This window comes from Spirillospora sp. NPDC052242 (assembly GCF_040679555.1).
GTDB lineage: Bacteria > Actinomycetota > Actinomycetes > Streptosporangiales > Streptosporangiaceae > Spirillospora.
Genome location: NZ_JBFAUZ010000025.1, coordinates 16,174 through 40,847 on the forward strand (window position 1 = coordinate 16,174; position 24,674 = coordinate 40,847).

The 24,674-nt window shown below is 73.8% G+C and carries 23 protein-coding genes; 6 read left to right on the plus strand and 17 right to left on the minus strand.

What is annotated here, in order from left to right; translation table 11 throughout:
* Positions 1 to 86: 86 nt before the first annotated feature.
* The 15 genes from pheT to AB0L25_RS21235 all read right to left on the minus strand — a co-directional run bounded on the left by pheT (position 87) and on the right by AB0L25_RS21235 (position 16,150).
* Positions 87 to 2,567, minus strand: a complete 2,481-nt coding sequence (gene pheT, locus AB0L25_RS21165) for a phenylalanine--tRNA ligase subunit beta (RefSeq protein ID WP_500174342.1) — start codon at positions 2,565 to 2,567, stop codon at positions 87 to 89.
* Positions 2,567 to 3,676, minus strand: a complete 1,110-nt coding sequence (gene pheS, locus AB0L25_RS21170) for a phenylalanine--tRNA ligase subunit alpha (protein WP_500174343.1) — start codon at positions 3,674 to 3,676, stop codon at positions 2,567 to 2,569. The genes pheT and pheS overlap by 1 nt, the downstream gene beginning before the upstream one ends.
* A 143-nt stretch (positions 3,677 to 3,819) precedes the next feature.
* On the minus strand, positions 3,820 to 4,896 hold the full coding sequence (locus AB0L25_RS21175) for a sensor histidine kinase (RefSeq protein WP_500174344.1): 1,077 nt from the start codon (positions 4,894 to 4,896) through the stop codon (positions 3,820 to 3,822).
* 212 nt (positions 4,897 to 5,108) lie between these two features.
* The gene (locus tag AB0L25_RS21180; RefSeq protein ID WP_500174345.1) at positions 5,109 to 5,552 is read right to left on the minus strand and encodes an STAS domain-containing protein; all 444 of its coding nucleotides are present in this window, start codon (positions 5,550 to 5,552) and stop codon (positions 5,109 to 5,111) included.
* A 239-nt stretch (positions 5,553 to 5,791) separates the two neighbouring features.
* A complete protein-coding gene (locus tag AB0L25_RS21185; RefSeq protein WP_500174346.1) occupies positions 5,792 to 6,607 on the minus strand; it encodes a TrmH family RNA methyltransferase in 816 nt (271 codons plus the stop codon).
* Positions 6,608 to 6,641: 34 nt separating this feature from the next.
* Positions 6,642 to 7,016 (minus strand): 50S ribosomal protein L20, encoded by a 375-nt coding sequence (gene rplT / locus AB0L25_RS21190; RefSeq protein WP_026404188.1) that lies wholly within the window; start codon positions 7,014 to 7,016, stop codon positions 6,642 to 6,644.
* A gap of 70 nt (positions 7,017 to 7,086) precedes the next feature.
* On the minus strand, positions 7,087 to 7,281 hold the full coding sequence (gene rpmI / locus AB0L25_RS21195; protein ID WP_026404187.1) for a 50S ribosomal protein L35: 195 nt from the start codon (positions 7,279 to 7,281) through the stop codon (positions 7,087 to 7,089).
* Between the two features lie 299 nt (positions 7,282 to 7,580).
* Positions 7,581 to 8,129, minus strand: coding sequence for a translation initiation factor IF-3 (infC, locus tag AB0L25_RS21200; RefSeq protein ID WP_199747850.1), 549 nt, complete (start codon positions 8,127 to 8,129; stop codon positions 7,581 to 7,583).
* 471 nt (positions 8,130 to 8,600) lie between these two features.
* Positions 8,601 to 9,455, minus strand: coding sequence for a shikimate dehydrogenase (locus tag AB0L25_RS21205; RefSeq protein WP_500174347.1), 855 nt, complete (start codon positions 9,453 to 9,455; stop codon positions 8,601 to 8,603).
* Between the two features lie 73 nt (positions 9,456 to 9,528).
* A complete protein-coding gene (gene mltG, locus AB0L25_RS21210; RefSeq protein WP_500174348.1) occupies positions 9,529 to 10,683 on the minus strand; it encodes an endolytic transglycosylase MltG in 1,155 nt (384 codons plus the stop codon).
* On the minus strand, positions 10,680 to 11,138 hold the full coding sequence (gene ruvX, locus AB0L25_RS21215; RefSeq protein ID WP_500174349.1) for a Holliday junction resolvase RuvX: 459 nt from the start codon (positions 11,136 to 11,138) through the stop codon (positions 10,680 to 10,682). The genes mltG and ruvX overlap by 4 nt, the downstream gene beginning before the upstream one ends.
* A gap of 73 nt (positions 11,139 to 11,211) precedes the next feature.
* Entirely contained in the window at positions 11,212 to 13,881 is a 2,670-nt protein-coding gene (gene alaS / locus AB0L25_RS21220; RefSeq protein WP_500174350.1) for an alanine--tRNA ligase, read from the minus strand.
* A 1-nt stretch (position 13,882) separates the two neighbouring features.
* A complete protein-coding gene (locus tag AB0L25_RS21225; protein ID WP_500174351.1) occupies positions 13,883 to 14,203 on the minus strand; it encodes a hypothetical protein in 321 nt (106 codons plus the stop codon).
* Positions 14,200 to 14,631: a DUF948 domain-containing protein gene (locus AB0L25_RS21230; protein WP_026404181.1), complete on the minus strand. Its 432-nt coding sequence runs from the start codon at positions 14,629 to 14,631 to the stop codon at positions 14,200 to 14,202. The genes AB0L25_RS21225 and AB0L25_RS21230 overlap by 4 nt, the downstream gene beginning before the upstream one ends.
* 190 nt (positions 14,632 to 14,821) lie before the next feature.
* Positions 14,822 to 16,150, minus strand: coding sequence for a replication-associated recombination protein A (locus AB0L25_RS21235; RefSeq protein WP_500174438.1), 1,329 nt, complete (start codon positions 16,148 to 16,150; stop codon positions 14,822 to 14,824).
* Positions 16,151 to 16,434: 284 nt separating this feature from the next.
* On the opposite strand from AB0L25_RS21235, the gene AB0L25_RS21240 reads away from it, so the two are divergent.
* The 3 genes from AB0L25_RS21240 (at position 16,435) to AB0L25_RS21250 (ending at position 18,500) form a co-directional block, all read left to right on the plus strand.
* A complete protein-coding gene (locus AB0L25_RS21240; protein WP_500174352.1) occupies positions 16,435 to 16,968 on the plus strand; it encodes a hypothetical protein in 534 nt (177 codons plus the stop codon).
* 105 nt (positions 16,969 to 17,073) lie between these two features.
* The gene (locus AB0L25_RS21245; protein WP_500174353.1) at positions 17,074 to 17,745 is read left to right on the plus strand and encodes a thioredoxin-like domain-containing protein; all 672 of its coding nucleotides are present in this window, start codon (positions 17,074 to 17,076) and stop codon (positions 17,743 to 17,745) included.
* Positions 17,742 to 18,500, plus strand: a complete 759-nt coding sequence (locus AB0L25_RS21250) for a DUF305 domain-containing protein (RefSeq protein WP_500174354.1) — start codon at positions 17,742 to 17,744, stop codon at positions 18,498 to 18,500. Before AB0L25_RS21245 ends, AB0L25_RS21250 begins: the two co-directional genes overlap by 4 nt.
* Positions 18,501 to 18,580: 80 nt before the next feature.
* Here the strand turns inward: AB0L25_RS21250 and AB0L25_RS21255 are convergent, their stop codons facing one another.
* Both AB0L25_RS21255 and AB0L25_RS21260 read right to left on the minus strand, forming a co-directional pair.
* Complete coding sequence (locus tag AB0L25_RS21255; RefSeq protein ID WP_500174355.1) at positions 18,581 to 19,816, minus strand: DUF349 domain-containing protein; 1,236 nt, start codon at positions 19,814 to 19,816, stop codon at positions 18,581 to 18,583.
* An 83-nt stretch (positions 19,817 to 19,899) separates the two neighbouring features.
* Entirely contained in the window at positions 19,900 to 20,670 is a 771-nt protein-coding gene (locus AB0L25_RS21260) for a peptidylprolyl isomerase (RefSeq protein WP_500174356.1), read from the minus strand.
* A gap of 221 nt (positions 20,671 to 20,891) precedes the next feature.
* Here AB0L25_RS21260 and AB0L25_RS21265 point away from each other — a divergent pair, with 221 nt between their 5' ends.
* The 3 genes from AB0L25_RS21265 to aspS are packed head-to-tail and all read left to right on the plus strand — an operon-like array spanning position 20,892 to position 24,627.
* Entirely contained in the window at positions 20,892 to 21,587 is a 696-nt protein-coding gene (locus tag AB0L25_RS21265; protein ID WP_500174357.1) for an MBL fold metallo-hydrolase, read from the plus strand.
* A 14-nt stretch (positions 21,588 to 21,601) separates the two neighbouring features.
* Positions 21,602 to 22,870, plus strand: a complete 1,269-nt coding sequence (gene hisS, locus AB0L25_RS21270; protein ID WP_500174358.1) for a histidine--tRNA ligase — start codon at positions 21,602 to 21,604, stop codon at positions 22,868 to 22,870.
* Positions 22,867 to 24,627, plus strand: a complete 1,761-nt coding sequence (aspS, locus tag AB0L25_RS21275; protein ID WP_500174359.1) for an aspartate--tRNA ligase — start codon at positions 22,867 to 22,869, stop codon at positions 24,625 to 24,627. The genes hisS and aspS overlap by 4 nt, the downstream gene beginning before the upstream one ends.
* The last annotated feature ends 47 nt before the right edge of the window (positions 24,628 to 24,674 follow it).

Sequence of the window (24,674 nt, forward strand, 5' to 3'; positions counted from 1 at the left end):
GTCTGCCCGGCGGCGCCGGACCGGCTCCGGACGCGGACGCGGCCCGGACCCGCGGGGCGGATCCGGGCCGCGTGGGCGCGCGATCGTCAGGCGCCGCGCAGGACGGCGCCGGTGCGGTCGGCCGCGGCGGCGACCGCCGCGTCCCGCGCGCCCGACGCCTCCTCGGCGGTCAGCGTGCGGTCCGCGGCGCGGAACCGCAACGAGTAGGCCAGCGACTTGCGGCCCTCCCCGACCTGCTCGCCGGTGTAGACGTCGAACAGCCGGATCGTCTCCAGCAGCTCCCCGGCGCCGTCGCGCAGCGCCGCCTCCACGTCGGCCGCGGGGACGGCGTCGTCCACGACCAGGGCGACGTCCTGCACGGCGACCGGGTAGGTCGACACGTGCGGCGCGCGGACCCGCACCGGCTCGCCGAGGCGGCGCAGCTCCAGCTCCATCGCGCAGCTGCGCGCCGGCAGCCCGTACGCCTTGGTGACGCGCGGGTGCAGCTCGCCGGCGTGCCCCACCAGCACGTCGCCGGCGTACAGCGCCGCGCAGCGGCCCGGGTGCCACGGGGCGTGCCGGTCGGCCGCGACGGTCAGCTCGACGCCGACCTCGCGGGCGACGGTGCGGGCGGCCTCGATCGCGTCCGCCCACAGCGCCGGACGGCCCTCGCCCCACCAGCCGGACGCCTCGCGCTCACCGGACAGCGCGACCGCGACCCGGTGCGGCTGGTCGGGCAGCGCGGCCTCCACGGACGCGATCTCCTCGGCCGTCGGGCCCCGGTCCACCGCGAGGCGCGGCGCGGCCTTCGGCGCGTCCGGGTCGGGCCGGAACACCACGCCCAGCTCGTACAGGGCGGCGTCGCCGAAGCCGCGCCCGGTGTTCTGCGCGAGCGTCCGCAGCAGCCCCGGCAGCAGCGTGGTGCGCAGCAGCGGCTCCTGCTCCGACATCGGGTTGGCGAGCCGCAGCGCGCGCCGCCGGGCGTCGTCGGCCGGCAGCTGCAGGTCGTCCCAGTCCTTCTCGGCGACGAACGGGAAGTTCAGCACCTCCACGTAGCCGGCGCCGGCGAGCGCGCGGCCGACGCGGCGGCGCAGCCGCTGCCCGGCGGTGAGGCCCTGCCCGGCGGCCGGGCGCGGCGCCCGGACCGGGATGTTCTCGTACCCCTCCAGCCGGATGACCTCTTCGGCCAGGTCGTTGGGGTCGACGAGGTCGGGACGCCACGACGGCGGCGTCACCGTGAGCTCCTCCCCCGCGCCCTCGACGGTGCAGCCGACCTGCTCCAACCGCCGCACGACCGCGTCGCGCCCGTACCGGACGCCCGCGACGCGCGCGGGGTGCCCGGCCGGCATCGTGACGGTCGTCCGCTCGACGGGCGCCTCGGCGTGCGTCACCCCGGGCAGGACCTCGGCGCCGCCCAGTTCGGCGAGCATCCGCGCCGCCCGGTAGGACGCGTACAGCGGCAGCTCGCGGTCGACCCCGCGCTCGAAGCGGTGCGACGCCTCGCTGTGCAGCCGGTGCCGGCGGCACATCCGGGCGGTGCCGATCGCGTCGAAGTGCGCGGCCTCGATCACCATGTCGGACGACCGGTCGTCGATCTCGGTGGCCAGGCCGCCCATCGCGCCCGCCATCGAGATCGGCCCCGACTCGTCGGTGATGAGGACGTCCTCGGGGTCCAGCGTCCGCTTGACGTGGTCGAGGGTCTCCAGCACCTCGCCGGACGCGGCGCGCCGCACGACGATCGGGCCGGTGAGCTTGGCCCGGTCGAAGGCGTGCAGCGGCTGCCCGAGCTCCAGCATCACGTAGTTGGTGACGTCGACGGCGAGCGACACCGGCCGCATCCCGGCGCGGTGCAGCCGGACCCGCATCCACATCGGCGTCCGCGCGTCCGGGTCGAAGCCGCGGACCTCGCGCAGGACGAACCGGTCGCAGGCGGACGGGTCGGCGATGCTCGCCGGGTACGCCTCGCCGGACGCCGCCGGAAGCGCGACGTCGGCGGGGTCGGTGAACGGGACGTCGTAGGCGGTCGCGGCCTCGCGGGCGATCCCGCGGATCGACAGCGCGTAGCCGCGGTCGGGCGTGACGGCGATGTCGAGGACGTCGTCGCGGAGCCCGAGCAGCTCGATCGCGTCCGCGCCGACCGGCGCGTCCGGCGGCAGCACCAGGATGCCGCCGTGGTCGTCGCCGATGCCGAGTTCGGCGACCGAGCAGATCATGCCCTCGGACATCTTGCCGTAGGTCTTGCGCGCGCCGATCTCGAACCCGCCCGGCAGCACGCCGCCGGGCAGGATCGCCACGATGCGGTCGCCGACGGCGAAGTTCGTCGCCCCGCACACGATGTTCTGCGGCTCGCCGGTGCCGTTGGCGTCACCGACGTCCACCTGGCAGTACCGGATCGGCTTCTTGAACCCGGTCAGCTCCTCGATCGCCAGGACCTCGCCGACGACCAGCGGCCCGGTGATGTCGGCGCCGGCCCGCTCGACCGTCTCGACCTCCAGGCCCGCCGCGATCAGCTTCTCGGCCAGGTCGCGGCCGGTCACGTCCGCCGGCAGCGCGACGTGCTCGCGCACCCAGGAAAGCGGGGCCCGCATCAGATCTCCATCCCGAACGGGAGGGTGAACCGGACGTCGCCCTCCACCATGTCGTACATGTCCTCCACGCCGTGCCGGAACATCAGCGTCCGCTCGACGCCCAGCCCGAACGCCCAGCCGCTGTAGCGGTCCGGGTCGACGCCGCAGGCCGTGAGCACCCGCGGGTTGACCATGCCGCAGCCGCCGAGCTCGATCCAGCCCTCCGAGCTGCAGGTGCGGCACGGGTCGCCGCCGGGCTCGGCGGACGCGCCCCGGCACACGAAGCACTGCATGTCCACCTCGGCGGACGGCTCGGTGAACGGGAAGTACGACGGCCGGAACCGCGTCGCCAGGCCCGCGCCGAACATCCCCGCGACGAACGCCTCGATGCCGCCGCGCAGGTCCGCCATCGTCAGCCCCTCGTCGACGGCGAGGCCCTCCAGCTGGTGGAAGACGGGGCTGTGCGTGGCGTCCAGCTCGTCGGTGCGGAACGTGCGCCCCGGCGCCACCACGTACACCGGCAGGTCCCGCGACAGCAGCGACCGGATCTGCACCGGGGAGGTGTGCGTGCGCAGCACCAGCCCGGTCTCCTCCGACTCGACGAAGAAGGTGTCCTGCATCGTGCGGGCCGGATGGTCGGGCTTGAAGTTCAGGGCGTCGAAGTTGAACCACTCCGCCTCGACCTCGGGGCCCTCGGCGACCTCGAAGCCCATGGAGACGAAGACGTCCGCCATCCGCTCCTGCATGGTGGTCAGCGGGTGCCGCGCGCCGCGCGGCGCGCGGTTCCAGGGCAGGGTGACGTCGACGGTCTCCTCGACCAGGACGCGCTGGTCGCGTTCGTCCTCGAGCTCGGCCTGGCGCTTCTTCAGCGCCTGCCCGACGGCGCCGCGGGCGGCGCCGATGCGCTTGCCCGCGTCGGCGCGGGCCGCGGGCGGCAGCGCGCCGATCTCGCGGTTGGCGAGGGCCAGCGGCGAGCGGTCGCCGGCGTGCGCCAGGCGTACCTGCTTGAGGGCGTCGAGGTCGGCGGCCGCGGCGATGGCGGCGAGGGCCTCGTCGCGGGCCCGCTCCACCTCCTGCGGCTGGAGCGCGGAGACCTCGACGGGGTCATAGGACTTGTTGGGTGCAGACATGGCTGTGTGATCGACTCCGGTCGGCGTGGGACGCCCGCAGTCTAGTGCGCGGGCGGCGGATGTCCGGTCAGCGTGCGCGTGCCGCGCGGCCCGCCGGAGCCCCGGGGCGCCGCGCGCCCGGTTCCGAACGGATCCGGACGCCGTCAGACGGCGTAGTCGGGGGCCCCTGCGGGCACGGTAAATCGGAACTCGGCGCCGCCGCCGGGCGCGCGCCGCACGGTGATCACGCCGCCGTGCGCCTCGACGAGGCCCTTCACGATGTAGAGGCCGAGGCCGGTGCCGCCGCGGCGGTTGCCGCCGGGGCCGCGCCAGAACTGCCGGAAGACGCGCTGGACGGCCTCGGGCGGAATGCCCTCGCCCTCGTCCCGCACCGACACGGCGGCCCCCTCCTTGTGCGCGTCCGGCTCCACCACGATTGTGACGGTTCCGGCGCCGTGCCGCACCGCGTTTTCCACCAGGTTTCCGAGAATCTGGTCGACCTTGTCGGGATCGAGCCACATCTCGGGGAGCTCGCCGCGGACCTCGAAGCGGAACCGGTCCTCGGGCTCCCCGGCCGCGACCCGTCCGGCGATGACCTTGCGGACCTCCTCGGCGAGGTCGACCACCTGACGGCGCATCTCGAGCCGGCCCGCCTCGATGCGGGACACGTCGAGCAGCTCGGTGATGAGCCGCGTCACGCGGTCGGCGTCGGCGTTGACGGTCTCCAGCATGACGCGCTTCTGGTCGTCGTTGAACCGGTGCCACTTGGCCAGCAGCGTCGCGGTGAAGCCCTTCACGCTGGTCAGCGGCGACCGCAGCTCGTGCGCGACCGTCGACACCAGGTCGGCGCGGTCGCGCTCGCGCCGCGCGCGCTGCTGGGCGTCGCGCAGGCACACGGTGAATCGTTCCACCCCGCCCTCGGCGTCCCGCCGGTAGGCGGCCGTGACCAGCAGCTCGGCGCCGCCGGGGCGGAACAGGGTCTGCTCGGGGTGCCGGGTGCGGGTGGACAGGCCCCCGTACGGGTCGAGGCACTTCCACCAGTCGCGGCCCTCGGCGTCGTGCAGCGGCAGGACGTCGCGGAAGTCGCGGCCGATCGCGTCCGCCGCGGCGATCCCCGTCATGCGCTCGGCGGCGGCGTTGAAGGTGACGATCCGGGCCTCGCGGTCGGCGACCACCAGCCCGTCGGGCAGGTCGTCGGCCGGGTCCCGCTCGGGGCCGGGCGCGGGCACGCGCGCGGCCACGCGCGGGGGTTCCTCTCCGCCCAAAGCGGCCTCCAGAACACCGAGGGGGACGCGGCCTGTCGGATACGACTCTATCGGCAGTCCCGCACCCCCGGGGACCCGAGAAAGACCGTGAGGCAAGGCTTTTGTGGCCTTCCCGGAGGCCGCCGCCGTTCCGGCGGGCCCGTCGGCGCGCCCGCCGGCGGGCCGGTCGGGCGTGCGCCCGCCCCCGATCAGACGCACGCCTCGTCGGGGTCGTTGTGCAGCGTGAAGAGGCGGTGCAGGCCGGTGATGCGGAGCAGGCGGCGCTGTGCGGGGCGCACCCGGGCGAGGGCGATGCGGCCGCCGTCGGCGGAGATCTCGTTGTGCACGGCGACGAGCGCGCCGAGGCCGGTGGCGTCGCAGAACGCGACGCCACCGAAGTCGACGACGAGGCGGCGCGAGCCCGCGGCGTGCAGGGCGACGAGGCGGGCGCGCAGCGTGTCGGCGGTGTGCAGGTCGATCTCGCCCGCCACCGCGACGACCACGGTGTCGCCGTGCACGCGGGCGACGTCGATCTCCAGGCCGGGCAGCGCCGGCGGGGCGCCCGCGTCGCGAGGCGGCGGGAGGACGGCGGTGCCGGTGCACCTGATCTCCGGCCCCGGCCTGCCGGCCCGTCCGGCCGCGTTCTTGGTCATCACGTTCGCCCCCAGTCCGCACGGCATCGTCGCCGCCCTGGTCAACACAGTAGGCATCCGGTGGAACGCTCGTACTCCCTCGCCGGTCCGACTTCTCGTCCTACTTAGGGACGAGGTCCGGCACGAGACGGGCCCCCGCCACGCGTCCACGGAAGCGTCCATTGTCCCAGGCGGAGCGGCGGTCCGTGGCCGGTTCGGCGACCTCATGCGGCCACACGGCCACGGAACGCAGTCGCCGGTCAGGTTCCGCGCTGTGCGCGCGCGGACGCGTAGAGGCACACGGCCGCGGCCGTGGCCAGGTTGAGGCTCTCGGCGCGTCCGTAGATCGGGACGCGCACGACCTCGTCGACGTGCCGGAGGATCTCGTCGGGCAGCCCCCACGCCTCGTTGCCGAACACCCAGGCGGTGGGCCGCGCGAGCACGCCGTCGTCGATCGCGGCGTCGAGGGTGCGGTCCCCCGCGCCGTCCGCCGCCAGGACCGTGAGGCCGGCGTTCTTGAACTCGCCGATCAGGTCCTCGAAGCGGGGCCCCACGACGACCGGCAGGTGGAACAGGCTGCCCGCGGAGGCGCGCACGCACTTGCCGTTGTAGGGGTCGACGGAGGCGTCGGTGAAGACGACGGAGTCGGACCCGGCCGCGTCGGCGGTGCGCAGGACGGTGCCGGCGTTGCCCGGGTCGCGGACGTGCGCGAGCACGGTGACGAGCCGGGGCCGGGTCTCCAGCGCGCGGGCCAGGGGGACGTCGACGAACTCGCAGACGGCGAGCAGCCCCTGGGGGGTGACCGTCTGGGCGAGTTCGGCCATGACCTCGCCGCTCACCCGCAGCACCGGGGCTCCGGCGCGTTCGGCGGCGAGGACGAGTTCGTGGTGCCGGGTCTCGGCCTCGGCCGTGGTGTACAGCTCGGCGAGGCCGCCCGGGATCTGCAGCGCCTCCCGCACCGCCTGCGGCCCCTCGGCGAGGAACCGGCGCTCGCGACGCCGGAACGCGCGCTTGGCGAGCCGCCGAGCGGACTTCACCCGTGGTGATCGCAGGGAGGTCAGCTCGCGGCCCGCCATATCGCTGTGTTCGCCTGGTCGCCGGCGGGCCGGCTCAGGCGGCCTTCCCTTCGGCGGGGAGGGCGTCCTTGGCCACCTGGACGAGCGCGGCGAACGCGGCGGCGTCGTTGACGGCCAGCTCGGCCAGCATGCGACGGTCGACCTCGATCTCCGCGGCCTTCAGACCCTGGATGAACCGGTTGTAGGTGATCCCGTTGGCGCGGGCGGCGGCGTTGATGCGCTGGATCCACAGCCGGCGGAACTGGCCCTTGCGGTCCTTGCGGTCCCGGAAGGCGTAGGTCATCGAGTGGAGCTGCTGCTCCTTGGCCTTGCGGTACAGGCGCGACCGCTGGCCGCGGTAGCCGCTCGACCGCTCAAGGACGACCCGACGCTTCTTGGCGGCGTTGACCGCCCGCTTCACGCGTGCCACGTGCTGAACTCCTTCGTGGGGGCCGGGGCCCGTCTGGACCCGGCCGGTCGCTGATGTTGCCGGTCGAGTGCTACTTGCGCAGCAGCTTCTTGATGTTCTTGGCGTCGGCGTCGGCCACGACGGCCGGGCCGTCGAGGCGGCGGGTCCGCTTGGACGGCTTGTGCTCGAGCAGGTGGTTCTTGTTGGCGCGGCGGCGCATCACCTTGCCGGAGCCGGTCAGCTTGAACCGCTTCTTGGCACCGCTGTGGGTCTTCGTCTTCGGCATGGTCGCCGTCGTCTCCCTCGTTCCGGGCCTCCGTGCGGCCGCACGGAGGCGTGCCTGATCGGCGCACCGCACGGCGGCGCGCGGCGCGTTCCGCGCCCGCGTCCCGTGTGACGCGCCTGGTCAGGCGTCAATGTACGTGCGTGACGGTCCCGCGCGAACGCGAGGCCATGGTTCGGGCCCGCCGTGGAGGCAGGCCCTGGCCGGTTCTTCTCGGGGGAGACGCCCCCGGACTTCCCCGGCGGCGGCCCGGCCGGAGCCGGGCCGTGCGCGCCGCGTTCAGGCGTGGCGCCCGGTCGCCGTCAGGCGGTGCCGGACTCCTCCTGCCCGCGCGCGGTCTTCTTCTTGTGCGGACCGATCACCATGATCATATTCCGGCCGTCCTGCTTGGGCCGCGACTCGACGAAGCCGAGCTCCTCGACGTCGTCGGCCAGCCGCTGCAGGAGGCGGCGCCCCAGCTCCGGGCGGGACTGCTCACGACCACGGAACATGATCGTGACCTTCACCTTGTCCCCGGCCTTCAGGAACCGCACCACGTGACCCTTCTTGGTCTCGTAGTCGTGCGGGTCGATCTTCGGGCGGAGCTTGATCTCCTTGATGACCGTGTGCGCCTGGTTCTTCCGCGCCTCACGGGCCTTCATCGCGGACTCGTACTTGAACTTGCCGTAGTCCATGAGCTTCGCGACGGGCGGACGCGCGGTGGGCGCCACCTCGACGAGGTCGAGGTCCGACTCACGCGCGAGTTCAAGGGCCTTGGCGATGGGCACGATGCCCACCTGTTCGCCGTTCGGGCCGACGAGCCGGACCTCGGGCACGCGAATGCGGTCGTTGATACGCGGTTCGGCGCTGATGGGACCTCCTTGGGGCCGTTCTCAAGTTCTGGGACCGGTCGTACCCCGAGGCTTCCCACAAGAAAAGCCCCGCACGACTCGCATACGGGGCCACCTTCGGTCTCCCCGGGACGGACAACCGTCCGGGGACGACGGCGGAGCGGACGCTGCGCGCCCGTTCGCCGGACCGTTACCCACCGGCCCTTTCGGCCGGTCAGGTGGGAGATGGCCTCCGCTTGAGCGCCCGGCACGTGCGACCTGGTCGGGTCGCGCGCACAGGGCCGGTCGGCCTCCAAGACTACCACCGTCGGAGGCGTCCGTGAGCACGACCGGAAATCCGTCCGCCGCGTTCGCCGCGCCGACGGCGGAGCGACGGACGAGCCGGGCGTCGAGTGAGGTACGCCGATCACCGGCGTCATCATCGTCAACCGCCGGAGGTCCGCCCGCATTCCCGTGGGCACGCCGCCGCGGACCGTCCGCCGGTTCCGGACGTCAGCCGCGGCGGGCCAGCTCGGCCTCGCCGGCGGCGCGCATCGCCTCCACCGGGACGTCGTCGCGGCCGGTCATGAGCGCGACCTGCCGGACGGCCTGGTGCAGCAGCATCGGGAACCCGCCGACGACCGTGCCGCCGGCGCGTTCGACGGCCGCCGCGAGCGCGGTCGGCCACGGCGCGTAGACGACGTCGAACAGAGCCGCGCCGGACGCGGCGACCGGCGCGGCGAACGCGTCGGCGGCGCGGCCGGGCAGCGTCGACACCACCAGCTCCGCCGGGAGGTGGTCGCGGACCCGGTCGAGCGTGACGACCTTGACGGCCAGGCCGAACCGCTCCCCCACCGCGACCGTCCCGGCGGCGCGCTCGGGGGCGCGGACGGCCAGGACGGCCTCGGCGGCGCCGAGCCGGGCCAGTGCGGCGAGCGCGGACGCGGCGGTGGCGCCGCCGCCCAGCACGAGGGCGGACGCGGGCGCCGCGCCGGGCGCGGCGACGCCCGCCTCGGCGAGCGCGGCGACGATGCCGTGCACGTCGGTGTTGTCGGCGTGGCGGCGCCCGTCCCGCAGGACGAGCGTGTTGGCGCCGCCGACCCCGGCCGCGAGGTCGCTCACCGAGTCGGCGAGGTCGAGCGCGACGCGCTTGAGCGGCATCGTCAGCGACAGCCCGGCCCATTCGGGCCCGAGCCCGCCGAGGAACCCGGCCAGCTCCGCCTCGCCGCACTCCACGGCCTCGTACGACCACGAGCCGTCCAGTCCCATCGCCGCGTACGCCGCCCGGTGCAGGACCGGGGACAGCGAGTGCGCGATCGGCGATCCGAGCACGGCCGCGCGGCGGCCGGTGCGATCGGAGTCGCTCACGTTCTTCCTCCTTCACAAGGATCGGGCCGCCCGGCGGTCCCGCCGGGCGGCCCTGCGCTCTGCCGGGGTCGGGTCAGTTGCCGGGGTTCCGGCGCTGCCACTCCTCGAACTCCCGCTCGTTCTCCGCGTGTTCCTCGTAGCTCTCGGCGAACTTGGTGATCTTGTTGGTGGGGTCGGTGGCGACGAAGTAGAGCCACTTCCCCTCCTCGGGATTCAGCGCCGCCTCGATCGCCGCCTCGCCCGGGTTGGAGATCGGCCCCGGCGTCAGCCCCGCGTGCATGTAGGTGTTGTACGGGGAATCGATCTTCGTGTCCGCCACGCTCACCGCCAGCCGCCGCTCCTTGAGCGCGTAGAGGAGGGTCGTGTCGAACTGCAGCTTCATGCCGATCTCGATCCGGTTGTAGATCACCCGGGAGATCTTGGGCAGGTCGGACGGCTTGCCGCCCTCGGCCTGCACCAGGCTCGCCAGCGTGATGACCTTCGCCGGCTCCAGGCCCGCCTCCTCGGCCTTGGTCTCCAGCCCCGTGGACTCCGCGTACTGGACGAACCGCGCCACCATCTGCTTGAGGATGTCCTCCGCCGAGCCGTTCGGGTCGAGGTTGTAGCGGCCGGGGAAGAGGTACCCCTCGACCTTGCCGCCGGCGTACTCGGGCAGCCCGAGGGCCTCGACGTTCTTCGCGGCCGCCTCGAACTCCTCCATGGAGATGCCCGTCTTCTTCGCGAGCAGCTCGTACGTCTCGTAGGCGCGCCGTCCCTCGGGGATGGTGATCTGGTTGCCCGCCCGGGACTTGGGGTCCAGCAGCAGCGCCATGGCCGCCTTCGACGACATCTTCTGCCGCATCTGGTAGAAGCCCGGCTGGATGCTGGACGAGCGCGTCTCGGCGTTCCAGACCTTCACGAACGCGCGGGCGTCCTTGACGACACCGTGGTCCTCGAGCGCGGCCGCGATCGCCGTGCCGCTGGCGCCCTCGGTCACCTGGACCGTGACACTCCCGGCGCCCTCACCGTCGTAGTCCGGCGGGTTGAGCCGGTTGTCGAGCACGGCGACCCCGAGCACACCTGCGGTGCCGAAGACCGCGACGAGGAACGCCAGCGCGAAGAACACCGCCGCGCGGCCGTTCCGGCGGCGCCGTTTCTGCCGCTTGCGCAGGCGCCGCTGGTCCCGGCGTCCGGCCGGGCGGCCCTGCCGGCCGCCCTGCGGTTCTGAGAAAATGTCCAAATCGTTCATGAGCTTCCCCGGACGATCTCGCCTGGGGGACGCCCAGTCAACCGTTCCGCGTCAAGTGCCGCCTGGAGCAGCACCGCCGCCGCCGCCTGGTCGACGACCTTGCGGCGGGCCTTCCCGCGCACGCCCCCCGCGCGCAGGCCGCTCTCCGCCGTCACGGTCGTGAGGCGTTCGTCGTACAGCCGCACCGCGCCGTCGGGCAGCCGTCCCGCGAGGCGGCGCGCGAACGCGCGCGCCGCCTCGGCCGCCGGGCCCTCCCGGCCCGCCAGCGTGGTGGGCAGCCCGACGACGACCTCGATCGCCTCGTGCTCGGCGGTGAGCTCCACGAGCCGGTCGACGTCCCCCTTCCCGCTTCTCACGGTCTCCAGCGGGGAGGCGAGGACGCCGCGGGGATCGCAGCGCGCCACGCCCACGCGGACGCTGCCGACGTCGACGGCGAGGCGCACCCCCGGCCTCACCGTCCGGCTCCCGTCCGGTTCCGGATGCGTCGATCCGGCTCCCCCGGAAGCCCTTTACCCCCGGCTGCGGGGATCACGCGGCCCCTACGGCTCGTTCGACCGCGGCGATCGCGGCGTCCACGGCGGACGGGTCGGCGCCGCCGCCCTGGGCGAGGTCGTCCTTGCCGCCACCGCCGCCGCCGAGCGCCTTGGCGGCGAGCCCGACGAGCGCGCCGGCCTTCAGGCCGCGCTCGCGGGCGCCCTCGGTCACCGCGACGACCACGACGGGACGGTCCTTGGGGACGCCCGCGATCATCACGACGGCCGGGCGGGCGGCGAGCCGGCCCCGCACGTCCACGGCGAGCTTGCGCAGGTCGTCGGCGCCGGTGCCGTCGGGGGCGCGGTGCGCGGCGAACGCGATGCCGCCGAGGTCGCGGGCGCCCTCGGCGAGGGACCCGGCGATCTGCAGCACCTGGGCGGCGCGCAGCCGCTCGAGTTCCTTCTCGGCGTCCCGCAGCCGGGTCACGATGCCGGCGACGCGCTCCGGCAGCTCCTCCTTGCGGGTCTTGAGCTGCTCGGCGAGCTGCGCGACGAGGACGTTCTCGCGGGCGAGGAAGCGGAAGGCGTCGATGCCGACGAGGGCCTCGACGCGGCGGACGCCGGCGCCGATCGACGACTCGCCGAGCACCTTGACCAGGCCGAGCTGACCGGAGCGGGCGACGTGGGTGCCGCCGCACAGCTCGCGGGAGTAGTCGCCGATCTCGACGACGCGGACCTCGTCGCCGTACTTCTCGCCGAACAGGGCGAGGGCGCCCATGGCGCGGGCCTCGTCGATCGAGGTGTGGAAGGCGCGGACGTCGTGGTCGCCGACCAGGACCTCGTTGACCTCGTCCTCGACGTCGCGCAGCACGCTCTCCGGGACGGCGCCGGTCGCGGTGAAGTCGAACCGGAAGCGGCCGGGCGAGTTCTCCGACCCGGCCTGCGCGGCGGACTCGCCGAGCGCCCGGCGGAACCCGGCGTGGACCATGTGGGTCGCGCTGTGCGAGCGGGAGATCGCGCGGCGCCGCTCGACGTCGATCTCGGCGAACGCGGAGTCGCCGGCCTGCGCCTCGCCGCTGCGGACGCGGCCGCGGTGCACGATCAGTCCGGGCAGCGGCGACTGCACGTCGGTGACGTCGATGACGGCGCCGTTGCCGAGCCGGATGACGCCGTGGTCGGCGAGCTGGCCGCCGCCCTCGGCGTAGAAGGGCGTGCGGTCGAGGACGACCTCGACGTCGGTGCCCTCGCCGGCGGCCTGCGCGCCCGCCCCGTTGATCAGCAGGCCGACGAGGCGGGCCTCGCCGACGACGTCGGTGTAGCCGGTGAAGTCGACCCGCCCGCCCGCGCCGGTCAGCAGCGAGTCGAGCACGGACACGTCGAGGTTGCCGGTCTTCTTGTCGCGGGCGTCCTTCTTGGCGCGGTCCCGCTGCTCCTGCATGAGCCGCCGGAAGCCGTCCTCGTCGACCCGGAGCCCCTGCTCGGCGGCCATCTCCAGGGTGAGGTCGATGGGGAAGCCGTAGGTGTCGTGCAGCTTGAACGCCTGGTCGCCGGCCAGCGCGGCGCCGCCGGACTTCTTGGTCTCGGCGACCGCGGTGTCGAAGATCGCGGTGCCGGTGCGCAGCGTCTGGAGGAAGGAGTCCTCCTCGGCGTCGATGACCGCGTGGATGTTCGCGGCGGTGCGGACCAGCTCGGGGTACTGCTCGCCCATCGCGGTGATCGCGACGGCGGTCAGCTCGTGCATCAGCCCGGCGTCCTCGCCGCCGAGCAGCCGCAGGTTGCGGATGGAGCGGCGCAGGATGCGGCGCAGCACGTAGCCGCGGCCCTCGTTGCCGGGGCGGATGCCGTCGGCGACCATCATGGTGCCGCTGCGGACGTGGTCGGCGATGACGCGCAGCGACACGTCCGCGCGGTGGTCGCGGCCGTAGCGGGCGCCGGTCAGCCCGGCGGCGCGGTCGAGGACGCGCCAGAGGGTGTCGGTCTCGTAAATGTTGTCGACGCCCTGCAGGATCGCCGCCATGCGCTCCAGGCCCATGCCGGTGTCGATGTTCTTGGCGGGCAGGTCGCCGAGGATCGGGAAGTCGGTCTTGCTCTCCCCGGGGCCCCGCTCGAACTGCATGAACACGAGGTTCCACACCTCGAGGTAGCGGTCCTCGTCGGCGACGGGGCCGCCCTCGCGGCCGTACTCGGGGCCACGGTCGTAGTAGATCTCCGAGCAGGGGCCGCAGGGGCCGGGCACGCCCATCGACCAGAAGTTGTCCTCCATGCCGCGCCGCTGGATGCGGTCGAGGGGGACGCCGACCTTGTCGTGCCAGATGTCGCGGGCCTCGTCGTCGTTCTCGAAGACGGTCACCCACAGCTTCTCTTCGGGGAACCCGAACCCGCCGTCCTCGCGGGGGCGCGTCAGCAGCTCCCAGGCGAACGGGATCGCCTGCTCCTTGAAGTAGTCCCCGATGGAGAAGTTGCCCAGCATCTGGAAGAACGTGGCGTGCCGGGTGGTCTTGCCGACCTCTTCGATGTCGGGGGTCCGCACGCACTTCTGGGCGCTGGTCATCCGCTGCGAGGGCGGCGTCCGCTGGCCGAGGAAGTACGGCTTGAACGGGACCATGCCGGCGTTGACCAGCAGCAGCGTGGGGTCTTCGGCGATCAGGCTGGCCGACGGCACCACCGTGTGCCCGCGCTCTTCGAAGAACTTGAGGAAGCGGCGTGCGACCTCTGCCGACTCCATATCAGTGGCCATCCTTGTCGTCATCGATGATCGTGTATCGCCCGCGCAGCACCCGGCGGGGCCGGGCGTCGTCCTGCTCGGGCGGGGCCTGGTCCATGCGGACGGCCTCGCGCAGTTCCTCCTCGCGGGCCCGCATCTCGGTGCGGACGTCCGCGGCGAACAGCTTCAGCCGCTCGCCCGCGCCCTGCCCGCCGGCGACCGCGCGCGCCGCGACGCTCTCGGGGGTCAGCGAGCGCGCGAACCGCTCGACGCGCCGCTTGACGCGGTGCGTGGCGTAGACGCCGGCGCCCGCGCCGACCGAGAGCCAGAACAGCCGCTTCACCTGCGTCCCCTTCCGCTCTTGCGGGCCCCGCGGCCCGACTCCAGCCGCGGCCGGCCCGAGTCGGCGGGCCGTCCCTCGCCCTCCCGGTTGCCGATGGCCTTGCGGACCCCGTAGGAGAACGCGGCGGCCTTCACCAGCGGACCGCCGACCACCGACGTCATGACGGTGGTGACGGCCGAGACGTTCTGGGTGACGGACGCGGCCTGCTTGGTGATCACGTCGGTGCGGGCGAGCTGCTCGTCGGCCCGCCTGACCGTGCGCGTCATGTCGTCCAGCAGGGGCCCGGCCTGCTCGCCCAGGTCGCGGACGACCTTGCCGGCCTCGTCGAGGAGCCGGGCGAGCTTCAGCAGCGTGAGCGCGACGAACGCGACGAGCACCGCCCAGAACACGGCCACGATGAGGCCTGCAACCTGTCCACCAGTGAGCATCAGGGCTTTCCGTTCGCTGTGTGTTCGGCCCGGGGCCGGGCTTGCGGCCGTCCCCGGCCGGCATGCCGACCGACCCTACCGGGCCGTCCGGTCCGGCCCCCCGCGGCGCGGACCCCGCGCCCGGGGCGTCGCGTCCAAGATTATCGGGATCGGGCGCCCGTTGCCGGGAGCACCGCTGCGCGCGACGCTCTCAGCCGCGGTCGCCGTTCCCCCGCAGCACCGAGCGGATCCGCGCGAGGACCTCGGTGAAGCGGGACTCGGCGCCGTGCCGGGTCGGGCGATAGTACTCCCGGCCGTGCACCGCGTCGGGCGCGTACTGCTGGCGGACGACGCCGCCGGGGTGGTCGTGCGCGTACTTGTAGCCCTTGCCGTGCCCGAGCTTGGCGGCGCCCTTGTAGTGGGCCTCGCGCAGGTGGGCGGGGACCGGACCGGCGAGGCCCTTGCGGACGTCGGAGAGCGCCCCGTCCACCGCCGTGATCACCGCGTTCGACTTGGGGGCCAGGGAGAGGTGGATCACCGCCTGCGCGAGGTTGATCCGCGCCTCGGGCAGGCCGACGAACTCGACGGCCTGCGCCGCCGCCACCGCCGTCTGCAGGGCGGTCGGGTCGGCCATCCCGACGTCCTCGCTGGCGTGCACGATCAGCCGCCGGGCGATGAACCGGGGATCCTCCCCGGCCTCGATCATCCGGGCGAGGTAGTGCAGCGCGGCGTCCACGTCCGAGCCGCGGATGCTCTTGATGAACGCGCTGATGACGTCGTAGTGCTGGTCGCCCTCGCGGTCGTAGCGGACGGCCGCGCGGTCGACGGCCCGCTCGAGCACGTCGGGGTCGATCACCGGGACGTCCGCGGCGGCGTCGCCGCCGGCTTCCCCGCCGTCGGCCCCCTCTCCGTCGCTCTGCGCGCCGCCCCGGTCGACGACGAGGGCGGCGGCCTCCAGGTAGGTGAGGGCACGGCGCGCGTCGCCGCCCGCGAGGCGGACGAGATGGTCCTCGGCGGCGGGGTCGAGGCGGACGGAACCGCCGAGGCCGCGCTCCTCGGCGATCGCCCGGCCCACCACCTCGCGCAGCGCGTCGTCGCCGAGCGGTTCGAGCGTGAGCAGCAGCGACCGCGACAGCAGCGGGCTGATCACGGAGAAGAAGGGGTTCTCGGTGGTCGCGCCGATGAACGACACCCACCGGTTCTCGACCGCCGGGAGGAGGGCGTCCTGCTGGGCCTTGTTGAAGCGGTGCACCTCGTCGACGAACAGGACGGTCTGCCGTCCGGTCATGCCGAGCTCGCGGCGCGCCAGGTCGATCTCGGCGCGGACCCGCTTGACACCGTCGCTGACGGCCGACACCTCCACGAAGCGGCGGGAGGTGACGTGGCTGACGACCGTGGCGAGCGTGGTCTTGCCGGTGCCGGGCGGGCCCCACAGGACGAGCGACATCGGGGCGTCCCGGTCGACGAGCTGCCGGATCGGGGTGCCGGGGCCGAGCAGGTGCCCCTGCCCGACGACCTCGTCGAGGCCGCGCGGCCGCATGCGCACGGCGAGCGGCTGCCCGTCGGTCCTCCCGGCGGAGCCGGCCGCGCCCGTCGCGGCGGGTGCGGCCGCGGCGGGCCCGCCGCGCGCGTCACCCGCCGTGTCGTCGCGGGCGCCGCCGGTGAGCGCCGGATCGTCGAACAGGCTTTCCGCTTGGCCCGATTCCGCCCTGCTGGTCACGCTCCGACATTATCTCTCCCGGGGGGCGCGCCGATCCGCCCGCGGCCGCGGGAACCGGGCGGCGGGCGGGCGCGTTGATAGGCCCCGGAGGAGAAAGCGGAAAAGTGACCGAGACGAGGACGGCCCGGGCGCGGGCGAACAGGTGGAGCGGGCTCGCCGGCCTGCTCGTGGCCCTGTTCGTCGTGGCCGGGCTGGTGGCCGGGTACGGGCTCGGCCACGCCCCGCCGATGCGGATCTGCACCGAGCACGCGGTGAGCGCGCCGGTCGCGGCGGCCGCCGCGGCGGCGCCCGGCGGCTCCCCGGGCGGCGCGGCGGCCGCACCGGGCGACCCGTCCGGCTCCGCGTCGGGTCCCGCGTCCGATGCCGTGTCCGGCCCCGCCTCAGACGCCCTCAGCGGCCCTGTGGCGGGCGTGCACGCGGACGCGGCGCCCACGCCCGCCGACAGGCCCGGCCCCTCCCCCGGGGACGTCTGCCTGTGCCTGGCGGTGCTGCTGACGCTGATGGCCCTCGTGCTGTCTGGCGCCGCCCGCCGCCCGTTCCTGCGGCTGCCCGCCCGCACCGGCCGCGTCCCGGCGCCGCCCCCAGGCGCGACGCTCGCCGCCCCCTCCCTCTCCGCGCTCCAGGTGCTCCGGCTGTAGGAGACCGGCCGCTCAGGCCGCCGCGCCGCCGTGCCCGCCCCGAAAGCGGTACGGCGGGGCTTCATGTCCCCGATCAGCCGAACCACCCTCGAGAGGACCGCTCTCATGTCCAAGAGCGCCCGGAACAAGAACGCCAGAAACAGCGGCCCCGCGAAGGGCGGCGTCTCCAAGAGCAACGCCGCCAGGAGCAGGAACGCGAACGCGAAGAAGAACGCCCTGACGCAGCGGGAGGTGCCCTGGGGCGGCATCGCCTTCTTCACCGTGATCGGCCTGGTCGCGGTCGTCGCCGTCACCTACGCCTTCCTGCAGACGAGGTCGTCGTCGGACGGCGGCGCGTCCATCGCGGGCGTGGTCACCAAGGACGACCTCGGCAACGGGCACACCCAGGCCAGCGTCGACTACGAGACCGACCCGCCGATGGGCGGCGACCACGATCCCATGTGGCAGAACTGCGACGGCATCGTCTACGACCGGGAACTGCGCAACGAGAACGCCGTCCACTCCCTGGAGCACGGCTCGGTCTGGATCACCTACCGGCCCGGCCTCGCCGCGGAGCAGGTCGAGGCGCTGCGGGAGAAGGTCGAGTCGACGAGCTACACGTTCATGAGCCCCTACGCGGCCCAGGACTCCCCGATCACGCTCACCGCCTGGGGCAGCCAACTCGACCTCCAGGACGCCGGCGACGCGCGGCTCGACGAGTTCCTCAAGGCGTTCGTGAAGGGCCCGCAGACCCCCGAGCCGGGCGCCGCGTGCACGGGCGCCAAGGCCACCCCGTGACGCCCGGAGACGACGACGGCCGCGCCGCACCGGACGACGTCCCGTCCGGCGCGGCCGACGACGACGGCGACGTCCCGCCCGGGGTCGCGTCCGGCGGCGGGCGGGGGCGCCGGGTCAGCGTCGTCCTCGCCGTGGCCGTGCTCGTGGGCGCGGTCGCCCTCGCCGGGCTGGCCGCGCTGCGGTCGGGACGGCCGGGCACCGACGGGCCCGAGGCCGGGTTCGCGCGGGACATGAGCGCCCACCACGCCCAGGCGGTGCAGATGTCGTTCATCGTGCGGGACCGCACCGACGACGCGGGCGTGCGGCTGCTCGCCTACGACATCGCCAACACCCAGTCGCAGCAGATCGGCATGATGACGGCCTGGCTGGACGAGTGGGAGCTGCCGAAGGCGGATCCGGGCGGCCGGATGCGCTGGATGTCGGGGCACGGCGGCCACGGCGGCGGGGCCGCCTCGCCCGCGCCCGGCGCGTCCGGCCCGTCCGGCCCGATGCCGGGGATGGCGACGCCGGAGCAGCTCGCGCGGCTGGAGCGGGCGTCCGGCCGGGACGCCGAGGTGCTGTACCTGCGGCTGATGATCACCCATCACCGCGCGGGCGTGGCGATGGCCGAGGCCGTCCTCGGCCTGACCGGTCACGAGCGGGTGCGGCGGCTGGCCCGGACGATGGTCCAGGGCCAGCAGTCGGAGATCGAGCTGATGGAGGGGATGCTCCGCGACCGCGGGGCGTCCCCGGCCGCGAGCGGGGACCCCGGCTGAACGCCGCCCGCCGACGCGTCGGCCCCGCTCCGGGACGTCCCGGGGCGGGGCCGACGGCGCGCGTTACGGGCGGTGCCGGGTCAGGAGAACTCCGCGAGGGTCCGCTCGGCCTCTTCCAGCCACGCGCGGCGGGCGGCGAGCGCCTCCTCCGCCTCCTTGGCGTCCCGCTCGCGGCCGGCGCCGCGGGCCTTGTCCAGGCGGGCCTGGAGCTGGTCGATGGAGCTGCGCAGCTGCGCGACCGTGGCCTCCGCGCGGGCGCGGGCCTCGGGGTTGGTGCGCCGCCACTCGCTCTCCTCTGCGGTGCGGACGGCCTCCTCGATCTTGCGGAGCCGGCCCTCGAGACGGTCGCGCTGGTCGCGCGGCACCATCCCGGCGGCCTCCCAGCGCTCCTGGATCGTCCGCAGCGCCTGCCGGGCCTGCCGGACGTCCCGGACGGGCAGCAGCCGCTCGGCCTCGGCGAGGATCTTCTCCTTCTCCTCGGCGTTCCCGCGGAACTCGGCGTCGCGCTCGGCGAACGCCTCGCTGCGGGCCTGGAAGAAGGTGTCCTGCGCGCCCTTGAAGCGGGCCCACAGCTCCTCCTCGGCATCGCGGGCGGCGCGCCCGGCGAGCTTCCAGCGGCGCATCAGGTCGCGGTAGGCCGCGGCGGTCTCGCCCCAGTCGGTGGAGCCGCTCATCGCCTCGGCCTCGGCGACCAGGCGCTCCTTCTCTCGGCGGGCGTCCTCGCGCTGCTCGTCCAGCGTCGCGAAGTACGCCTTGCGGCGCTTGGTGAACGCGTTGCGGGCGGACGACAGCCGCTTCCACAGCGCGGTCTCGGTGGGCCGGTCGATGCGGTCGGCGGCCTTCCACTCCTCGACCAGCTGCCGGAGCCGCTCGCCGCCGTTCTTCCAGTGGGTCTCCTCGGCGGCGATGCGCTCGGCCTCGGCGACGATGCGCTCCTTGAGCTCGCGCGCCTCGTTCCGGTGCTGCTCGCGCTGCGCCTTGACCTCCTCGCGGCGCCGCCCGACCCGCTCGGTCAGCCCGTCGAGCCGGCGGGCCAGCGCGTCGAGGTCGCCGACCGCGTTGGCCCCGGTCACCGCCTCGCGCAGCCGGCCGATGCTCTGCTCGGCCTGGGCGGGCTGCAGGTCGGTCGTGCGGACGCGCTGCTCGAGCAGGCCGATCTCGGTGGCGAGCGCGTCGTACTTGCGCTTGTAGTAGGCCAGGGCCTCCTCGGGCGCGCCCGCCTGCCAGGATCCGACGACCCGTTCGCCGTCGGCCGTCCTGACATAGACGGTGCCGTCCTCGTCCACCCGGCCCCATGGATCGGTCGCGCTGGACACCCTTGCCTCCTGAATCGCGGGCCCGAACGTGCTCACGGCCTTCGGACCCTCCACACCTTAGTATCCCGTTCGGCTGATACCGGTCACCCGGCCGCGGCGGCCACCGTGACGTCCTCGATCGTGACCTTCTTCTTGGGCGCGCCGTCGCCCTCGGGCTCCGAGCCCCCCGCGGCGATCTTCTCCAGCACGTCCATACCCTTGGTGATCTTGCCGAACACGGTGTAGTCGGGCGGGAGCTGCGAATCGCCGTAGACCATGAAGAACTGGCTGCCGTTGGTGTCGGGGCCCGAGTTCGCCATGGCGAGGGTGGCCTTGCCGTAGGCCGCGCCGTCGAGGTTCTCGTCGGCGTACCGGTAGCCGGGGCCGCCCGTCCCCTTGCCGGTCGGGTCGCCGCACTGCAGGACGTTCAGCCCGCCGCTGGTGAGCCGATGGCAAGGACTGTCGTCATAGAAGTTCTTCTCCGCCAGGAACGCGAACGAGTTCACGGTGCAGGGCGCGTTCTTGCCGTCCAGCTGGAGGACGACGTCGCCCTGGTTCGTCTTGACGGTCGCGTTCACCGTGCCGGTGTGGGCCGGCTTCACGGGCGGGGTGCCGAGGTCCTCGGGGGCGCCGGGCGCGTCGGACGCGGGGTACGCGCACTCGCCGTTCGCGGGCGGCGCGGCGTTCGCCTCGGCCGGGTCGTCGTCGCCGGTGAACAGGAAGATCCCCGCTCCGCCGAGCGCGATCACCGCCACCGCGGCGGCCGAGCCGAACACCTTCAGCCTGCGCGCCCTGGCCGCCTCTGCCGCCCGGCGCTGCTGCTGGCGCTCATAGCGTTGCCGCGCGAGCTGCTTCTTGCGGTCCTTCCCCGCCACTGGCCATGCCCTTTCGCTGTGATCAGGTGAACGTGCAGCGCATAGTAGCGGTACCGGCGCGTAAAAGCGCCGTAAAACGGACGCCGGGGAACGAGGTCACCCTTCCGCCCCGCGGGAACACGCTCCGCGACACGGCGATCGGCGGATCTCGTTCGCGGTGGCCGCGGGCGCGCCGGTACCCTCGAACACGCCCACCGAGATGGTTCTAAGGAAGGACGTCCGTGCTCGTCGCCGGGTTCCCCGCTGGATCGTTCGCCGCGAACTGCTACGTCGTGGCGCCCGCCGCGGGTGAGGAGTGCGTCATCATCGACCCCGGCCAGGACGCCGAGGCGGACATCGACGAGATCCTGCGCGAGCATCGGCTCAAGCCGGTCGCGGTGCTGCTGACCCACGGTCACCTCGACCACGTGTGGTCGGTGGCCCCGGTGTGCGGCGCGAAGGACGTGCCGGCGTTCGTCCATCCGGACGACCGGGACCTGCTGACCGATCCGGCCAAGGGGCTGTCGCTCGGCCCCGGGCAGCAGCTGTTCGGCGGGCTGGAGCTGACCGAGCCGGACGACGTGCGGGAACTGGCCGACGGCGCCGAGCTGGAGCTCGCCGGGCTCCGGTTCACCGTGGACCACGCGCCGGGCCATACGCCCGGGTCGGTGACCTTCCGGACGCCCGCCACGCAGGAGCTCCCCGACGTCATGTTCTCCGGGGACCTGCTGTTCGCCGGGTCGATCGGCCGCACCGACCTGCCGGGCGGGTCGCACGAGCAGATCCTCGCCAGCCTGGCGCGGGTGTGCCTGTCGCTGCCCGACGAGACCGCCGTCCTGCCCGGCCACGGCCCCCAGACCACAATCGGCCGCGAGCGCGCCACCAATCCGTTCCTCGCGGACACCGCGCCCGCCGACGGGCCCCACAAGGGACTCTAGAAACTTCACACATCATGAGTTCGAGCTTTCAGGCCCCCAAAGGGGTCAGTGAATACGTCCCGCCGCGCGCGGACCTGCTGTACGCGGTCCGCGAGGCGTTCGCCGAGCAGGCGCGGCTGGCCGGATACGGCTATCTGGAACTGGCCGTCTTCGAGGACACCAACCTGTTCCGCCGCGGCGTCGGCGAGTCCACCGACGTGGTGTCCAAGGAGATGTACACGTTCGAGGACCGCGGCGGCCGCTCGCTGACGCTGCGGCCCGAGTTCACCGCGTCCGTCCTGCGGTGCGTGCTGGAGAACGGCCTGCACAAGCAGGGCGCGCTGCCGGTGAAGGTGTGGACGACCGGTGCGGCGTTCCGCGCCGAGCGCCCGCAGCAGGGCCGCTACCGGCAGTTCTACCAGCTGGACCTCGAGGCGATCGGCAGCGAGGACCCGCGGGTCGACGCCGAGACGATCGCGATCGCGGCGAACTGGTACCGCTCCCTCGGCCTGACGCGGGTGCGGCTGCTGCTGAACTCGCTCGGCTGCCGCGAGTGCCGTCCGGCCTACCGGGCGCGGCTGCAGGAGTTCCTGCGCGGCCTCGACCTGGACGAGGCGACCCGCGCCCGCATCGAGATCAACCCGCTGCGGGTGCTGGACGACAAGCGCCCGCAGGTCCGCGAGCAGCTCGCCGGCGCGCCGCTGATGGCCGACCACCTGTGCGGGGCGTGCAAGGCGCACCACGACGCCGTCCGGGAACTGCTGGCCGACCTCGGCATCGAGTGGGAGGACACCCCCACCCTGGTGCGCGGCCTCGACTACTACACCCGGACGACCTACGAGTTCGACCACCCGCTGCTGGGCGCCCAGTCGGGCATCGGCGGCGGCGGCCGCTACGACGGGCTGTCGGAGGACATCGGCGGCCCGCCGCTGCCCGGCATCGGGTTCGGGCTCGGCCTGGACCGGACGATCCTCGCGCTGGAGGCCGAGGGCACCGAGTTCGCCGCCCGGCCGCGCTGCGAGGCGTTCGGGGTGCCGCTGGGCGACGCCGCCGAGCGCCGCATGTTCGCGCTGGTCGCGGAGCTGCGCCGGGCCGGGGTCGCCGCCGACATGGCGTTCGGCGGCAAGAAGCTGAAGGGCGCCATGAAGGACGCGGACCGGTCCGGCGCCCGGTACGCCGTGATCCTCGGCGATCGAGATATCGCGGACGGCGTCGCCCAGGTCAAGGATCTGGTCGCGGGCGAGCAGAACGCCGTCCCCCTCGCCGACATCGTCACGACGTTGAAAGAGAGGCTTTCGAAATGATCCGCTCGCACGAGGCGGGGACGCTCCGCAGGGAGCACGCCGGGCAGCAGGTCACGCTGGCCGGCTGGGTGGCCCGCCGCCGCGACCACGGCGGCGTCACGTTCATCGACCTGCGGGACGCGTCCGGCACCGCGCAGGTCGTCTTCCGGGAGGAGGACGCGGCGCACGACCTGCGGTCGGAGTTCTGCGTCAAGGTCGTCGGCGAGGTCCGGATCCGTCCGGAGGGCAACGAGAACCCCGAGCTGCCCACCGGCGACATCGAGGTCGCCGCCGAGACGATCGAGGTGCTGTCGGAGGCCGCGCCGCTGCCGTTCCCCATCGAGGGCGACGTCAACGTCAACGAGGAGATCCGGCTCAAGTACCGCTACCTCGACATCCGCCGGGACGCGGTGGCGCACGCCATGCGCGTCCGGTCGGAGGCGTCGTTCCTCACGCACGAGGTGATGCGCGAGCACGGCTTCGTCAACGTCGAGACCCCGACGCTGACCCGCTCGACGCCCGAGGGCGCCCGCGACTTCCTCGTGCCCGTCCGGCTCAAGCCGGGCCACTGGTACGCGCTGCCGCAGTCGCCGCAGCTGTTCAAGCAGCTGCTCATGGTGGGCGGGCTGGAGCGCTACTACCAGATCGCCCGCTGCTACCGCGACGAGGACTTCCGCGCCGACCGGCAGCCGGAGTTCACCCAGATCGACATCGAGATGTCGTTCGTCGACCAGGACGACGTCCTGCGCGTCGGCGAGGACCTCGTGTCCCGGCTGTGGAAGGACATCGCCGGGTACGAGATCCCCCGGCCGATCCCCCACATCACCTACGCCGACGCCATGGCGCGGTACGGCTCGGACAAGCCCGACCTACGGTTCGGCAACGAGCTGACCGACATGACGGAGTACTTCGCCGACACCTCGTTCCGGGTGTTCCAGGCCCCGTACGTCGGCGCGGTCGTGATGCCCGGCGGCGCGTCCCAGACCCGCAAGGAGCTGGACGCCTGGCAGGACTGGGCGAAGGCCCGCGGCGCCCGCGGCCTCGCGTACGTCCTCGTCCAGCCCGACGGAACGCTCGGCGGGCCGGTCGCCAAGAACCTGTCGGACGCCGAGAAGGACGGCCTCGCCGCTAAGACCGGCGCGTCCCCCGGCGACGCGATCTTCTTCGGCGCGGGCAAGCGGCACGCCACGCAGGAGCTGCTGGGCGCCGCCCGGCTGGAGATCGGCCGCCGCTGCGAGCTGATCGACGCGTCCGCGTGGGAGTTCGTCTGGGTCGTGGACGCGCCGGTGTTCGAGCCGGTCGAGGACGACAAGGGCGAGCAGATCGGCTGGACGCCGGTGCACCACCCGTTCACCGCGCCCAAGCCCGAGTACGCCGACACGTTCCAGGACGACCCGGGCGCCGCGCTCGCCGACGCCTACGACCTCGTGCTGAACGGCAACGAGATCGGCGGCGGCTCGATCCGTATCCACCGGGCCGAGATGCAGCAGCGGGTGTTCGACGTCCTCGGCATGTCCAAGGAGGAGGCCGAGTCGAAGTTCGGCTTCCTGCTGGAGGCGTTCAAGTTCGGCCCGCCCCCGCACGGCGGCATCGCGTTCGGCTGGGACCGCGTCGTCATGCTGCTCGCCGGGCAGGAGTCGATCCGCGACGTCATCGCCTTCCCGAAGGCCGCGTCCGGGTTCGACCCGCTGACCGCCGCGCCCACGCCGATCACGCCGCAGCAGCGCAAGGAGGCCGGCGTCGACGTGATCCCCAAGGACGAGTCCGCCGAGGGCTGACCGGTACGCACGGCGGAGGGCGGTCGCCGTCACGGCGACCGCCCTCT